Below are 14,162 nucleotides of genomic sequence, written 5' to 3' on the forward strand. Positions count from 1 at the left end.
GAACGGAGACGGCGTGCTCCGGCTTCGGGCAGACCGCGCGGCCGTGCGCCGGAGGCGGCGATGTGGATGAGGCGCGAGGCCTGGCGCGCGCGCGACTTCCGCAGCCAGCCGGCCGTCGTCTTCGACCTGGAGGCCAGCGGCCTGGATCCCCGGCGGGACCGCATCCTGTCCATCGGCGCGGTCCGCATCGAGGACCTGGCGATCCCGCTGGGCCGCCAGTACGCCCGCGTCGTGCGCGCGACGGGTCCGCTGGGGCTCGCGGGGCGGCTGTTCCATGGCCTGACGCGCGCCGACCTGGAGCGCGGCGTGGCGCCGCGGGACGCGCTGTCCGGCCTGCTGGATTTCGCCGGCGACGCGGTGTGGCTGGCCTTCCATGCCGGCTTCGACCGCGCGCTGCTGGCGCGCGCCCTGAAGGCGCACCTGGGACTGCGCTGGGACGGCGAGGTGCTGGACCTGGCGGTGCTGGCGCCGATGCTGTTCCCCGACCGGGCCGGTCCGCATGCGGGGCTGGACGAGTGGGCGGCGGCGTTCGGGCTGGCCGCGCCGGCCCGGCACGCGGCGGTGGCCGATGCCATGCTGACGGCGGAACTCGCCCTGGTGGCGCTGCGCCGCGCGCAGCGGCAGGGCCTGCGCACCTGGGGCGAGCTGGCCGCGGCGGCGCGGGACTGGCGGGCCGGCCGGATGGGGCCGGGCGGGCCGGTCTTCTGAGCCGCCGCGCGTCCGCGCCGCGCCGCATGACGCCGTATGATGAAAGATGCGGGCCCGTTCCAGGACGGCACACCTTCGGACGGCCCGCCGTGATCCGCCGTTCCGGCCCGTGCCGGCCTTGGCCGGCTGGCGCCCGATGATCGACCTTCCCGATACGACCCTTCCTTCCGATACGACCCTTCCTTCCGATACGACCCGCCTTTCCGACATGACCGACGATTCCGATACGAACCTGACCGAGACCCTGATCCGCAGCGAGCCCCTGTGCGAGGGCAATTTCCTGAAGGCGCGCCGCGACACGGTGCGCATGCCCGATGGCAGCGTCTCGACGCGCGAATACATCGTGCATCCCGGGGCGGTGGTGGTGATTCCCCTGCTGGACGAGCGCCACGTCCTGGTCGAGCGCCAGTTCCGCTACCCCGTGGGCCGCATCATGACGGAGTTCCCGGCCGGCAAGCTCGATCCGGGCGAGGACCCCTGGGTCTGCGCCCGGCGCGAACTGCGCGAGGAAACCGGCTACGCCGCGGAGGAATGGGCGCTTGCCGGGCGGATACACCTGGCCATCGCCTATTCCACCGAAGTCATCCACGTGTTCTTCGCCCGCGGCCTGAAGGCCGGCGAGCGGGACCTGGACGTGGACGAGTTCCTGGACGTCGGCACCCTGTCCGACGAGGCCCTGCTCGACGCCTGCCGCGATGGCGCGGCCACCGACGCCAAGACCCTGACCTGCCTGCTGTGGCTGCAGAACGTGCGCAGCGGCCGCTGGACGCTGGACTGGCACCGGGCTCCGAATGCCGGGGCGGGAGATCAGGATTCGGCGTAGGGCTCGAAGCGGCCGGTCTCCGGGTTGCGGATGAACAAGACGCCCGTGGCGACGCCGAAATACGCGCCGTGGATGGCGAGCGTGCCGGCCTCGACGCGTTCGCGCACGGCGGGGAAGGTCATCAGGTTGCGCATGCTGTATTCGACCACGCCCCATTCCATCCGGCGGATCCAGTCGGCGTAGTCGTCCGTGCGGGGGCCGACCGCCTCGGCCACGGGCCTGATCTGGGACATCCACTTGCCGATGAAGTCGCGCTTGGACAGGGGCGCGGCCTGGTTGGCGTAGGCGGACACGCCGCCGCAGCTGGCGTGGCCCATGATCACGATGTGGCCGACCTCCAGGGCGTTGACGCCGAACTCGACACAGGCGCTGGTGCCGTGGAAGGCGGTTTCCGGATCCTCCTCGCAGGGCGGGACGATGCCGGCGATGTTGCGCACCACGAACATCTCGCCCGGGCCCGCGTCGAAGATGGTTTCCGGCGCCACGCGCGAATCGCCGCAGCTGATCACCATGATGTCGGGGTGCTGGCCCTTTTCGGCCAGTTCGAGGTAGCGCGCGCGTTCGGTGGCGAGCCGGCCGTGCAGGAAGGAGCGGTAGCCGTCGGTCAGTCGTCGAGGGAGCACGATGGGGTCCTTGTGGATTGAATGGGGTCGGATGCGTCGGTGAAGATGTCCCCGGCCGCCTCGCGCGACAGCAGCCGGCTGAGCGGGCCCGCCAGGTGGCCGTGGCGCACCGTGATGGCGTAGAAGTGTTCGGTCAGCTGCGAGGACTGGCCGACGTGCACCAGCTCGCCCGAGTGCAGTTCGTCCTGCACGACCACTTCCGGCAGCACCGTGATCCAGCCGCTGTCGCGCGCGATCAGGCGCAGCATCGTCATGTCGTCGATCTCGGCGCGCAGCCGCGGCTGCACCCCGGCCGAAAAGCACAGGGCGTCGAACTGCAGGCGCACGCCGTGGCGCACGCTGGGCATGGCCATCTCGACCCCGTCCAGGTCCTCCGGAACGCGCAGCGCGGTGCCCGACCAGCGGTCGGCCCGGCCGACCAGCGAGATGACCTGGCTGCCGAGGAAGCGCGAGGACGTGGGGCGGGTGGGGTCGGACGACACCGGCTCGTTGGCCAGCACCACGTCCAGCTGGTGGCGCAGCAGGCGTTCCACCAGCGTCTCCAGCGAACCCGAATCCACCGACAGCACGATCGTCGGGTCCCGCAGCAGGGGGCGCAGCCAGTTGACCTGGAAGTTGCGCGACATGGTCGAGACGCTGCCCACGCGCACGCGGGTCGCGCCCTCGTCGCGGCCTTCGAGCCAGCCGAGCATCTGTTCGCCCAGCCCGAAGATGCTTTCGGCGTAGGCGAAGACCTGCTGACCCGTCGCGGTGAGCTCCAGGTGGCGGCCCTGGCGGTCGAACAGGGGCGTGCCCAGGCGGTTTTCCAGCTGCCGTATCTGGGTGGAGAGGGCCGACTGGGACGTATGGATCTGCTCGGCCGCGTGCGTGAGGGAGCCCTGCTTGGCCACGCGCCAGAAGTAGAACAGGTGCTTGAAGTTGAGCTGGTTGATGTCCATCGTTCTGTTTTAGAGAACCGTTCAATATTATAAATGTAATTTACAGAACATACGAAAACTTCAAGAATACGCAGGTCGTTTTTGCCGCCGGGCCGCCGCGACGCAGAAGCCTCCTCCGGCGGGGGAGGCGGGTGGCCGCGGGCCGGGCGGCGGGGGCCTTTTCCTGGAGTACGTGTTGGATTCGTCATTCTCATCCGAGTTGAATTTCATGCTGGCGCTGGCGCCGGCGTTGCTGATGTCGGCGGCGGCGCTGGAGGCGTGGCGCAGCCGGGAACCGGTCGAACGCCTGTGGCGCCGGTTCAACGCGCTGACCTTCGCCGCCCTGGCCTTGGCCCTGGCCGGGCTCGTCGCGCAGCTTGCGCTCGCGCCGGCGGACGGCGCGGCGGACGCCGGCATGGACGGCTGGCTGGCCGCGAACGCGTTCGGCGCCTGGGTCAGCCTGCTGGTGCAGCTGCTGGGCGCGGCGATCGGCGTCTATTCCTCCAAGCACCTGCGCGGCGAGCCGCGCCAGCCCGTCTACGCGACCGCCCTGGCCGCCGTGCTGGCGGCCGTGCACCTGCTGCTGCTGGCCAACCACTGGGTCGTCCTGATCGCCGCGTGGGCGGCCATCGGCGGCGCGATGCATCCCCTGCTGTGCTTCTACGGGGACCGGCCCTTCGCGCTGCTGGCCGCGCACAAGAAGCGCGTGACCGACCGCGCCGCCGACCTGCTGCTGATCGCCGCCGCCGCGCTGGCCTGGTCCGAGACGGGCAGCGGGTCCTTCCCCGTCCTGTGGGCGCACATCGCGGCCGGCCAGGCCTCCGCGGCCCTGGCCTGGAGCGGCGTCTGCCTGGCGCTGGCGGTCATCGCGCGCACCGCGCTGATGCCGGTGCACGGCTGGCTGGTCCAGGTGATGGAAGCGCCGACGCCGGTCTCGGCGCTGCTGCATGCGGGGGTGGTCAACCTGGGCGGGTACGTGCTGGTGCTGTTCGCACCCCTGCTGGGCGTGTCGCTCGCCGCGCGCTGGCTGCTGGTGGCCTTCGGGCTGGTGTCGGCGATGGTGGCGGGGCTGGTGCTGCTGACGCGGGTCAGCCAGAAAGTGCATCTGGCCTGGTCCACGATCGCGCAGATGGGCTTCATGCTGCTGGAATGCGGCCTGGGCCTGTACCTCTTCGCGGCGCTGCACCTGCTCGGGCATTCGCTCTACAAGGCGCACAATTTCCTGAACGCGTCGAGCACCGTCGGGGAGTGCGGGCGCACGCTCGTCACGGGCGAGGCGCGCAATTCGGGCCTCAGCATGGCGCTCGCCGTGCCGGTGGCGCTGGCGGTCGTGTTCGCCGTGCGGGCGGCCCTGGGCGGGGGCGCCTGGCCGTGGTGGTGGAGCGCGGTGCTGGCGCTCGCCTGGGCGCCGATCCTGTGGGTGCCGGCCGCGCCGCAGGGACGCGCCGCCGTGCCCGTGCGCCTGGCGGCGGCGCTGGCCATGACGGTCTTGCTGACGCTCGCGGCCGGCCTCGTCGATCATGCGCCCCTCGGGGTGGCCAACGATCCGCTGGCGCCCGCCGGTCTCGTCGCCCTGGCCGGCATGGCGGCGATGTACCTCGGCATGGCGGCGTTCCAGCTGCGGCCGCGGGCGGTCACGGCCATCCGCCGCTGGGTGTATGCCGGTTTCTACATGGACGAGGGCTATACCCATTGGGTGCTGCGGCTGTGGCCTGTGCGCTGGGCCGGCGCCGGGCGCGCGGCCGCGCCGGCGGCCTGGGGCCTGCGCGGCTCGGCCTGGGGGAGGTCCGGATCGTGAGCGCCGTCCTTTCAGCCACGGTCTCCGCGGACGCGGCCCCCGCGCCGGCCGCGCCCTGCGACGGCGCGGCCCTGCGCGACGCCGTCGCGCACGCCTGCTCGGGCATCATGCCGGCCTGGCCGCTGGACCAGGCGGTGGCGGTCAATCCCCACTGGCGGCGCATCGGCATGCCGATCCGCCACGTGGCGGCGCGCCTGGCGGTGCTGGGCGACTTCCGGGTGTTCCCCGCGCGGGACTACATCCGGCGCGAGTGGGCCGCGGGCCGCATCCTCCCCGCCGACCTGGAGGCCGCGCTGCGCGTCCACGCGGGCCGCGAGGGCGGCGCCGCGGCGGCCGAGCGCTGCATCGCCGAGCTGGCGGCGGCGCCCCGGGTGCGCCGCGCGCCGCTGCTGGTGGACCTGCTCGACGACGCGGTGCAGAAGAACCGGCGCTGGCCGTGGCGCGAGGCCATCGTCTTCCAGATGAGCCAGGCCTGCGCGACCTACTTCGACCGCCACCAGGCCGACTGGCGCGCGTCGGGCAGCCCGGACCTGTACGGCTTCTGGCGCGAGAGCATGGTCGGCGACCATGGCCTGGGCGCGCGGCTGGGCCTGCCCGGGCTCATGCGGCACCTGCGCGGGCTGCCCCTGCGCGCGCAGGACGCGATGGCCTGGGCGCTCGCCGAGCTGGAACTGGAATCCGCGGCCTGGAAGGATTATTTCGAGGCCCTGCTGCTGTCGATCAATGGCTGGGCCGCGTGGTGCGCGTACGTCGGCTGGCAGAAGGCCGCCGCCGGGCAGGACGACGCCCGCCTGAGCGACCTGCTGGCCTGCCGGATCGCCTGGGAGGCGGTGCTGGCGCGCGCCGTGCCGCCCGCCGCGCGGAGCCCGGCGGTGGCCGCGCTGGGGGCGGCCTGGCTGGACGTCCCGCAGCGGATCGCGCGGGCCGAGGCGGAGCTGGCGATCGACGAACTCTGGCAGGAGGCGCTGGAGGCGAGCTTCCAGCGCGAATTCGCCCGCACCCTGCGCACGCCGGCGCCCCCGCCGGCCGCGGCCTCCGCCGCGCCTGAAGTCCAGGCCGTCTTCTGCATCGATACGCGCAGCGAACGCATGCGGCGCGCGCTGGAGGCCCTGTGGCCGGGCGTGGAGACGCGCGCCTGTGCGGGCTTCTTCGGGCTGCCCGCGCACTACAGCCCGCTGGGCACCGAGGCCCGCCGGCCGCAGCTGCCGGGGCCGGCCTATCCGAGCATCGCCCTGCGCGACGTGGCGACGGCGCCCGGGCAGGCGTGCGCGGACGAAGCGCGCACGGCCCGCCTCGGTGCGGCCCGCCGGCGGCGGCTGGCGCGGCTGGACCAGTGGCTGGGCGCCGTGCGCTGGCCGAACGCCACCTTTTCCTTCGTCGAGACCCTGGGCGTGGCCTACCTGGGCAGGATCGCGCACTGGATCCGGCCGCCGGCCGCGCCGCGCGCGCCGGCGGACCGCCTGGGCATGCCGGCCGGCGGGCGCGAACCGTGCCGCCCCATGGTCGTGGGGCTGGACGCCGGGGCACGCGCCGAACTCGCCGCCGGCATCCTGCGCACGATGGGGCTGGGCGACCGGCTGGCGCCGCTGGTGATCCTGTGTGGCCACGCCGGGCACAGCACCAACAACGCGCACGCCTCGACGCTGGACTGCGGCGCCTGCCACGGGCGCTCCGGCGAGGCCAACGCGCGCGCCCTGGCGCATCTGCTGAACGACCCGCAGGTGCGCGCCGGCCTGAGCGCGCGCGGGCTCGACATCCCGTCCGGCACGGTCTTCATGGGGGCCCTGCACAACACGACCACCGACGAGGTGACCGGTTTCGACCTCGACCTCCTGCCGCCGGCGGCGCGGGCGCGCTGGGACCGGATGGAGCGGGTCTTCGCGCAGGCCGGCGACCGCGTCCGCCGCGAACGCGCGCCGGCGCTGTGGATGGACGCCGGCCTGGCGCCCGGGGCGCTGCTGAAGGCGTTCCGCCGCCGGGCCAACGACGGCGCGCAGACCCGCCCGGAATGGGGGCTCACCCGCAACGCCGCGTTCATCATCGGCCCGCGCGAGCGCAGCCGGGGCCGGGTGCTCGACCGCGTCTACCTGCACGACTACGATGCGCGCGCCGACCCGGATGGCACGGTGCTGGAGGCGCTGATGACGGGGCCGATGGTGGTCACCCACTGGCTCTCCTGGCAGTACCACGCCTCCACCTGCGACCCGCTGCACTACGGCGCGGGCAACAAGGTGCTGCACAACGTCGTGGACGGCCATGTCGGGGTGTTCGAGGGCAACGGCGGCGACCTGCGCATCGGCCTGCCCAGGCAGTCGCTGCACGACGGCGACGGCTGGTATCACCAGCCCGTGCGCCTGACCGTCGTGATCGACGCGCCGGCGGCCTCGATCGAAGGCGTCATCGCGCGCCATGCCGAACTGGGCCGGCTGTGCGACAACGGCTGGCTGCTGCTGTGGCGCTACGAGGGCGACGAACTGCGGCGCTACGAGCGCGGCCGCTGGCTGCCGCTGGCGGTCTGAACCCGCCAGGACGCGCGCGGCGGGGCGGTGGCGCGCCGGTGCGCCGGGCCCCGGCGCGGCTTCCCCGATGCCGCGGGGGCGAACGCTCCTAGCGCTCGGCGCGGGGAATGCCCCAGGGATTGTCCTGGCGCAGCGCCGGCGGCAGCAGGCCGTCGGGAATGTCCTGGTAGCACACGGGGCGCAGGAAGCGCGCGATCGCCAGCGTGCCCACCGAGGTCGAGCGCGGGTCGGAGGTGGCGGGGAACGGCCCGCCGTGGACTATGGCGTCGCACACCTCGACGCCGGTCGGATAGCCGTTGGCCAGGATGCGGCCCGCCTTCAGTTCCAGGATCGGCAGCAGGCCGGCCGCCAGGGCGTCGTCGGCGCCGGCTTCCAGGTGCAGGGTGGCCGTCAGCTGGCCTTCCAGCGCCCGGGCGACGGCCGCCAGTTCCTCGGGGGATGCGCAGCGCACGACCAGGGCGCTGGCGCCGAACACCTCGGCGCCCAGGCCGGCCGGGTCCGCCAGGAAGGCCTCGGCCGTGGTCGCCGCCAGGCCGGCCTGGCAGGGCGCGGGGCCCTGGCCCGCCGCGCCGCGCGCCAGGGGCTCGACGCCCGCGTGGCCATGCAGGCGCTCGACGCCTTCGCGGTAGGACCGGGCGATGCCGGCCGTCAGCATGGTGGCGGCCGGCGCGGCGCCCACGCCCTCGGCGGCCAGACGCACGAAACGGTCCAGGTCCGGCCCGTCCAGGCCGATGATCAGGCCCGGGTTGGTGCAGAGCTGGCCCGCGCTGCCCGTCAGCGAGGCGACGAAGCCCCGGGCGATGGCCTCGGCGCGCGCGGCCAGGGCGCCGGGCAGCAGGAACACCGGGTTGGTGCTGCTCATCTCGGCGTAGACGGGGATGGGCACGGGGCGCGCGGCGGCCGCCCGCATCAGCGCCAGGCCGCCCTGGCGCGAGCCGGTGAAGCCCACCGCCCGGATCGCGGGATGGCCGACCAGCGCCAGGCTCAGCTCGTGGCCCGGCCCCGCCAGCAGGGAAAAGACGCCTTCGTGCAGGCCGCAGCGCTGGACGGCCCGGCGGATGGCGCGGCCCACCAGTTCCGAGGTGCCGGGGTGCGCGGGATGCGCCTTGACCACGACCGGCGCGCCGGCGGCCAGGGCCGAGGCGGTGTCGCCGCCCGCCACCGAGAAGGCCAGGGGGAAGTTGCTGGCGCCGAAGACGGCCACCGGCCCCACCGGGATGTGGCGCAGGCGGATGTCGCCGCGCGGCAGCGGCGTGCGCCCGGGCAGGGCGCGGTCGATGCGGGCGCCGACCCAGTCGCCGTCGCGCACCACGCGGGCGAACAGGCGCAGCTGGTTCACGGTGCGGCCGCGCTCGCCTTCCAGGCGGGGCCGCGGCAGGCCGGTCTCGCGCATGGCGCGCTCGATCAGCGCGTCGCCCAGATCCAGGATGGCTTGGGCGACGGCTTCCAGGAAGTCGGCGCGGGCTTCCAGGCCGGTCTCGCGGTAGGACGCGAACGCGGCCTCGGCCAGCCGCGCCGCCCGGTCCACCAGGCCGGCGTCCGCGCCCTGCCAGGCGGGCGGCAGCGCCTCGCCCGTGGCGGGGTCGATGGCGTGGAATGCGGCGCCGGTGCCGGGGATGTCCTGGCTGCCGATCAATTGGGTGCCGGTGATCTGCATGATGGGGTCCTTCGTGTCAGGGGTCTGTCGGGGCCGCGCCGTCCGCGCGGCGGGCCGGGTTCGGGCGGACGTCGAGCCGCAGGCCGACGTCCAGGGATGCGTCGAGCGCCAGGACGCGCAGCCCGGTGTCGGCCTGTCCGTCCGCGCTCAGGTTGACGGCGTCGCAGACGTGGGTGGCGGGCTCGACGCACAGGTAGCGTCCGGCGTTGGCGTGCAGCACCAGGTGTTCCAGCGGGCCTTCGGCGCGCAGGTCCAGGCCCGGTCCCCGCTCCCAGTCCAGCCGGGCCAGGCCGTCCCAGCCGCCCAGGAACGCGGTCCAGGTGCGCGTGCCGCGCGGCCAGTCCGCGCGCTGGTTGGCCCGGGGAAAGCGCGCCAGCTCGTCCTCGTGGGTCCATTCGACGGCGGCGTTCAGGCGCACGCCGGCCGCGGTGAAGTAGGGGTGCAGCCCCAGGCCGGCGGGCATGGGAGTGTCCGACCGGTTGCGTAGCGACAGGCGGACGCGCAGGCCGGCGGGCTCCAGCCGGACCGTCTGGCGCAGCCGCCAGGCCCAGGGCCAGCCGCCGACGCCGGCCGGATGGTCCAGCGCCAGTTCGGCGTGGGCGGCGCCGGCGTCCAGGACCGTCCAGGGCATCGCCTGGGCCTGGCCGTGCAGGGCGTGGGGATGGCCGGGCAGGGCTTCCAGGGCCAGCGTACCCGATCCCCAGCGCAGCCGGGCGTCGCGCACGCGGTTGGAAAACGGCGCCAGCGGAAAGAGGCCGCCCTTGGGCCAGGCGTGGGCGGGCCAGCCCTCGGCCTCGACCGGCGCCAGCCAGTCGCGCGGCCCTTCCTCGGGCAGGTCCGTGGTCCAGCGCAGGATGCGCCCGCCGGCCGCCGGCGCGAGCACGGCCCGGTGGGGGCCGCAGCTCAGGGCCAGACGGGCCGGCCCGGCCGCGTCCATCCAGGCGGCGTACATCCCGGCAGGCCCCTGCGGCGCGCCCAGGGGGCCTTCTTGGCGCTGCGCGTTCATGCCTCGCGGGGTGCTTCCTTGACGCGGCTGACGAGCTGCGTCGGGCTGACGAAGCGCAGGGCGATCAGGACCCACAGCAGGGTGATGGCCATGTAGATCATCGCCATCGCGTCGATCGCCTGCGGCGCGCGCACGCCGGTGGAGAACACCGCGTAGTACAGCGCCACCACCAGGGTCTGGGAATCCGGCCCCGCCGTGAAGAAGGTCAGCTCGAACATGCCGATGGTGCGCACCAGCACCAGCAGGCCCGCCGCCAGCATGCCCGGCACCAGCAGGGGCAGCAGCACGTGGCGGAAATACTGGTAGGTGTTGGCGCCGAAGATGCGCGCGGCCGATTCCAGGCCGGGGTCGATCTGCTCGATGAAGGGCGTCATCACCAAGATCACGAAGGGCAGGGCGGGCACCAGGTTGGACAGGATGACGCCCGTCAGCGTGCCGCCGACGCCGAGCTGGTACATCGCCGTGGCCATGGGGATGCCGTAGGTGACCGGCGGCACCATCATGGGCAGCAGGATCAGCAGCATGGCCAGGCGCTTGCCGCGGAACTGGGCGCGGGCCAGCGCGTAGGCGGCGGGCACGCCCAGCAGGATCGACAGCAGGACCGTGGCGGCGACGACTTCCAGCGTCACCACCAGGACGTGCGCGAGCTGGAAGTCGTCCCAGGCGCGGCCGTACCAGGACAGCGTGAAGCCTTCGGGCAGGGGCGTGCCGAACCAGCGCGTCGCCACCGAGTTGACCACCACGGTGGCGATCATGAAGACGACGTTGAGCAGGAAGAAGCCCATGACGGTCCAGATCGTGGCGCGCCACAGCCAGCCCCAGCGCCGCGAGGGCGCGGCGGAGGCGGGCAGGCCGGTCCGGGAAGTCGGGAGTGTGTTGGCGGTATCCATGATCATCAACCCTTGCCGCTGGTGGCTGGCCCGCTGTAGAAGGCGCGCCGGAATGCGAAGATCGCGCAGACGATGAGCAGCTGCACGAATCCCATGACGATGGCGATGGCCGAGGCCATGCCGTAGTCGTACTGCTCGAAGGCCGCCTCGTAGGCGGCGATGGAGATCACCCGCGTCGGACCCGCCGGGGCGCCCAGCAGGATGGCCGAGGGGAACACGGCGAAGGCCTGGACGAAGGACAGCGCGGCGGCCATCGACAGCCCCGGCACCAGCAGGGGCAGGTAGATCAGCCGGAACTGGTTCCAGGGGCCGGCGCCCAGCGTGCCCGCCGCCTTGGCCAGCGTCGGGTCGATGCCCGAGATGTAGGACAGGGTCAGCAGGAAGGCGAAGGGAAAGCCCGAGATCACCAGGGAGATCAGCACGCCCCAGAAATTGTGGGTCAGGCGGACCTCGTCCATGTACAGGTGCAGGCCCTGCAGGAATTGCGGGAACCAGCCCGCCGGGCCGTAGAAGGTCAGCATGCCGTCGGCGACCAGCACGGTGCCCAGGGTGATCGGGATCACCAGCAGCGTCGTGACGATGCGCTGGGCGCGGCTGTCGCGGCGCAGGGCGAAGGCGACCGGCACGGACAGGCCGACGTTGATCAGGGTGGCGGGCACGGCCAGCTTCAGCGTCACCCACAGCGTGCTCCATTGCGAGGGCGTGGTGAAGAAGTGCGTGTAGTTGGCCCACAGGCCGCCGCCTTCCAGCGGCTGCGTCGAGATGACGACGCCGTAGACGAAGGGGTAGACGAACAGGGCGAGCAGCACCAGGACGGCGGGCGCCACCAGCCAGCCGCGCCGGTCCCCCGTGGGCGCGACGCTCAGGGCGGTCGAGCTCATGCGGCCTCCGCGTAGGCCAGGACCCGGTCGGCCGGGATGTGCAGCCGGATGCGGTCGCCCGGCGCGAAGGCGCCCGGCAGGCGCACGTACAGGTCGCCCAGGCCGGTGGCGACGGACAGCAGGGAGTCGCGTCCGCCGAATTCCAGGGTCCGGATGGTGGCGTCGAAGGCGTTGGTCTGGCCCTGCGCGGCGATCTCGAAATCGTCGGGCCGCATGGCGACGGCGACTTCCCGGCGGCCGGCCAGCTCGCCGATGGCGGTGCCGGCGAGCTGGATCTGGCTGCGTTCGAGCGTCAGGCTGTCGCCGGCCTGGCGCACGGTGCGGAAGTCGAGCACGTTGCGGTAGCCCATGAAGCGCGCCACGTGCAGGTTGCGCGGGCGGCCGTAGACTTCGCGGGGCGCGCCGATCTGCTGCACCGAGCCGGCGCGCATCACCACGATCCGGTCGGCCATCGAGAGGGCCTCGTCCTGGTCGTGGGTGACGTAGATGGTGGCGCGTTCGAGCTGGCGGTGGATGCGGCGGATTTCCGCGCGCATCTCGATGCGCAGCTTGGCGTCCAGGTTCGACAGGGGCTCGTCCATCAGGATCACGGGCGGTTCGATGACGATGGCCCGGGCGATGGCGACGCGCTGCTGCTGGCCGCCGGAGAGCTGGCCCGGCAGCTTGTGTTCGTGGCCTTCCAGCTGGACCAGGCTCATGGCCGACTGCACGCGGCGGGCGATCTCGTCCCTGCGCACACCGCGCATCCGCAGGCCGAAGCCCACGTTGTCGCGCACCGACATGTGGGGAAACAGCGCGTAGTTCTGGAACACCATGCCGAAGCCGCGCCGCTCCGGCGGCAGCACGTCGATACGGGTATCGTCCAGCCAGATGCTGCCCTCGCTGAGCGAGGTCAGGCCGGCCAGGCAGTTCAGCGCGGTCGATTTGCCGCAGCCCGACGGCCCGAGCAGGGCGATGAACTCGCCGCGCCGGATGTCGAGACTCAGACCGCTCAGGGCGGCGACGGCCGAGCCGGAGGCCGTGTCGAATTTCCGGCCCACGCCATCCAGACGCAGCTGTTGAAAAGAATGATTCATGATCCTTGATCCAGGAGGGTCGGGCCGCCCGCGCGCCCGGGGCGGGCAGGCGGGCGGCCGTTCACGGGAATGCGACTGCGTTACTTCTTCAGGGCGCCGACTTCGGCGTCCCACTTGCGGAAGGCCTCGACCATCGCCTTGGCGTCCAGCGGCACGGCGTTCGGGCGGCGGGCGATCATCTCGTCGTATTCCGGCCGGCCGAACTTCTTGATGACCTCCTGGCTTTCGGCCGGCGCGGCCGACAGCGGCACGTCGCGGATGGCCGGACCCGGGTAGAAGTAGCCGGAGTCATAGGTCATGGCCTGCTGCTTGGGTTCGAGCATGAACTTCAGCAGCTGGAACAGGACTTTCTGCTTTTCCGCCGAGACGCCCTTGGGGATCACCATGTAGTGCGCGTCGTTCACCCAGGTGAAGTTGTCGAAGGCCTGGATCTTGAACTCGGCGGGCACCACGCCCAGCGCGCGCGGGTTGATGTCCCAGCCCGTGACGGTCACCGTCATGTCGCGGCTGCCTTCGCCCAGCTCCTTCATCACGGCCGAGGTGCCGCCGGGGTAGTAGGGCACGCAGTCGTTCAGCTCCTTCAGGAACTGCCAGGTCTTGTCCCAGCCGTTGATCGGGTCGTAGGGATCCTTGTCGCCCAGCAGGTAGGGCAGGCCCATCAGGAAGGTGCGGCCCGGGCCCGAATTCGCCGGCCGCGCGTAGATCAGCTTGTTGGGATTGGCCTTGCACCAGGCCAGCAGCTCGGCCGGCGTCTTGGGCGGGTTCTGCACCTTGGCCGGGTTGTATTCCAGCAGCGGGCCGGCCGGCATGAAGGTGACTTCCAGGCCGTAGCCCTGGGCCAGTTCCTGCATGCGGGCGGGGCCGCGCGCGTACCGGGTGAGGATGTCCTTGAACTCGGCCTCGTGGTCGGGCAGCAGCTTCAGCCACAGGCCCTGCTCGATGCCGGCGGCCAGGGCGTCGGTGCCGGTCAGGACCAGGTCGATGTCGGAGCGGCCGGCATTCTGCATGGCCTTGATCTTGCCGGGCAGCTGCGGCGAGGGCGCGTTGGTGAAGGTGATGTTCGAGACCAGGTCCGGGTGCTGGTCGCGGAAGGCTTCCAGGGCCTTCTGCGTCAGGGCCAGGTTGCCGGCCACGTCGACGACGTTCAGCGTGACGGGGGCGGCGTGGGCCGACAGGGCAGCGCCGGCCAGGGCCAGGGCGCCCGCCAGCGCGTGGAATCGTCCCAGTCGCGGGGACTGCTTGATGCCTTTCATGAGTTGTCTCC

At 72.7% G+C, this 14,162-nt stretch carries 12 protein-coding genes; 4 read left to right on the forward strand and 8 right to left on the reverse strand.

Translation table 11 applies throughout. The features are described from left to right. Positions 1 to 60: 60 nt before the first annotated feature. Both BN940_RS03660 and BN940_RS03665 read left to right on the forward strand, forming a co-directional pair. Positions 61 to 708: a 3'-5' exonuclease gene (locus BN940_RS03660; RefSeq protein ID WP_052355581.1), complete on the forward strand. Its 648-nt coding sequence runs from the start codon at positions 61 to 63 to the stop codon at positions 706 to 708. A 208-nt stretch (positions 709 to 916) separates the two neighbouring features. Next, the gene (locus BN940_RS03665; RefSeq protein ID WP_043680258.1) at positions 917 to 1,531 is read left to right on the forward strand and encodes an NUDIX domain-containing protein; all 615 of its coding nucleotides are present in this window, start codon (positions 917 to 919) and stop codon (positions 1,529 to 1,531) included. Here BN940_RS03665 and BN940_RS03670 read toward each other — a convergent pair. Both BN940_RS03670 and BN940_RS03675 read right to left on the reverse strand, forming a co-directional pair. Then, the gene (locus BN940_RS03670; protein WP_043680261.1) at positions 1,516 to 2,154 is read right to left on the reverse strand and encodes a carbonic anhydrase; all 639 of its coding nucleotides are present in this window, start codon (positions 2,152 to 2,154) and stop codon (positions 1,516 to 1,518) included. The two genes, BN940_RS03665 and BN940_RS03670, sit on opposite strands and share 16 nt — an antisense overlap. Further along, positions 2,136 to 3,092 (reverse strand): LysR family transcriptional regulator, encoded by a 957-nt coding sequence (locus BN940_RS03675; protein WP_052355582.1) that lies wholly within the window; start codon positions 3,090 to 3,092, stop codon positions 2,136 to 2,138. The genes BN940_RS03670 and BN940_RS03675 overlap by 19 nt, the downstream gene beginning before the upstream one ends. A 175-nt stretch (positions 3,093 to 3,267) precedes the next feature. Between BN940_RS03675 and BN940_RS03680 the strand changes: the two genes are divergently transcribed. After that, on the forward strand, positions 3,268 to 4,869 hold the full coding sequence (locus tag BN940_RS03680; protein ID WP_242404261.1) for an NADH-quinone oxidoreductase subunit L: 1,602 nt from the start codon (positions 3,268 to 3,270) through the stop codon (positions 4,867 to 4,869). Next, a complete protein-coding gene (locus BN940_RS03685) occupies positions 4,866 to 7,388 on the forward strand; it encodes a YbcC family protein (protein WP_084330801.1) in 2,523 nt (840 codons plus the stop codon). The genes BN940_RS03680 and BN940_RS03685 overlap by 4 nt, the downstream gene beginning before the upstream one ends. A gap of 88 nt (positions 7,389 to 7,476) precedes the next feature. Here BN940_RS03685 and BN940_RS03690 read toward each other — a convergent pair whose 3' ends face one another. The 6 genes from BN940_RS03690 to BN940_RS03715 form a co-directional block, all read right to left on the reverse strand. Next, entirely contained in the window at positions 7,477 to 9,045 is a 1,569-nt protein-coding gene (locus tag BN940_RS03690) for an aldehyde dehydrogenase (NADP(+)) (RefSeq protein ID WP_043680263.1), read from the reverse strand. A 16-nt stretch (positions 9,046 to 9,061) separates the two neighbouring features. Then, a complete protein-coding gene (locus tag BN940_RS03695) occupies positions 9,062 to 10,051 on the reverse strand; it encodes an aldose epimerase family protein (protein ID WP_052355583.1) in 990 nt (329 codons plus the stop codon). Continuing rightward, complete coding sequence (locus BN940_RS03700) at positions 10,048 to 10,836, reverse strand: ABC transporter permease (RefSeq protein ID WP_052356031.1); 789 nt, start codon at positions 10,834 to 10,836, stop codon at positions 10,048 to 10,050. Before BN940_RS03700 ends, BN940_RS03695 begins: the two co-directional genes overlap by 4 nt. A gap of 110 nt (positions 10,837 to 10,946) precedes the next feature. Then, complete coding sequence (locus BN940_RS03705) at positions 10,947 to 11,822, reverse strand: ABC transporter permease (protein ID WP_043680267.1); 876 nt, start codon at positions 11,820 to 11,822, stop codon at positions 10,947 to 10,949. Beyond that, positions 11,819 to 12,898: an ABC transporter ATP-binding protein gene (locus tag BN940_RS03710; RefSeq protein ID WP_043680271.1), complete on the reverse strand. Its 1,080-nt coding sequence runs from the start codon at positions 12,896 to 12,898 to the stop codon at positions 11,819 to 11,821. Before BN940_RS03710 ends, BN940_RS03705 begins: the two co-directional genes overlap by 4 nt. Before the next feature lie 80 nt (positions 12,899 to 12,978). Then, on the reverse strand, positions 12,979 to 14,151 hold the full coding sequence (locus BN940_RS03715; RefSeq protein ID WP_052355584.1) for an ABC transporter substrate-binding protein: 1,173 nt from the start codon (positions 14,149 to 14,151) through the stop codon (positions 12,979 to 12,981). Positions 14,152 to 14,162 lie beyond the last annotated feature (11 nt).

The sequence above is a fragment of the Castellaniella defragrans 65Phen genome, from assembly GCF_000612685.1.
Taxonomy (GTDB): domain Bacteria; phylum Pseudomonadota; class Gammaproteobacteria; order Burkholderiales; family Burkholderiaceae_B; genus Castellaniella; species Castellaniella defragrans.

What these genes read in the sequence shown, in the direction of transcription:
- BN940_RS03660 (WP_052355581.1), top strand. Translation starts at nt 61, where the DNA reads ATGTGGATGAGGCGCGAGGCCTGGCGCGCGCGCGACTTCCGCAGCCAG.
- BN940_RS03665 (WP_043680258.1), top strand. Translation starts at nt 917, where the DNA reads ATGACCGACGATTCCGATACGAACCTGACCGAGACCCTGATCCGCAGC.
- BN940_RS03675 (WP_052355582.1), bottom strand. Translation starts at nt 3,092, where the DNA reads ATGGACATCAACCAGCTCAACTTCAAGCACCTGTTCTACTTCTGGCGC.
- BN940_RS03690 (WP_043680263.1), bottom strand. Translation starts at nt 9,045, where the DNA reads ATGCAGATCACCGGCACCCAATTGATCGGCAGCCAGGACATCCCCGGC.
- BN940_RS03695 (WP_052355583.1), bottom strand. Translation starts at nt 10,051, where the DNA reads ATGAACGCGCAGCGCCAAGAAGGCCCCCTGGGCGCGCCGCAGGGGCCT.
- BN940_RS03700 (WP_052356031.1), bottom strand. Translation starts at nt 10,836, where the DNA reads ATGGGCTTCTTCCTGCTCAACGTCGTCTTCATGATCGCCACCGTGGTG.
- BN940_RS03705 (WP_043680267.1), bottom strand. Translation starts at nt 11,822, where the DNA reads ATGAGCTCGACCGCCCTGAGCGTCGCGCCCACGGGGGACCGGCGCGGC.
- BN940_RS03710 (WP_043680271.1), bottom strand. Translation starts at nt 12,898, where the DNA reads ATGAATCATTCTTTTCAACAGCTGCGTCTGGATGGCGTGGGCCGGAAA.
- BN940_RS03715 (WP_052355584.1), bottom strand. Translation starts at nt 14,151, where the DNA reads ATGAAAGGCATCAAGCAGTCCCCGCGACTGGGACGATTCCACGCGCTG.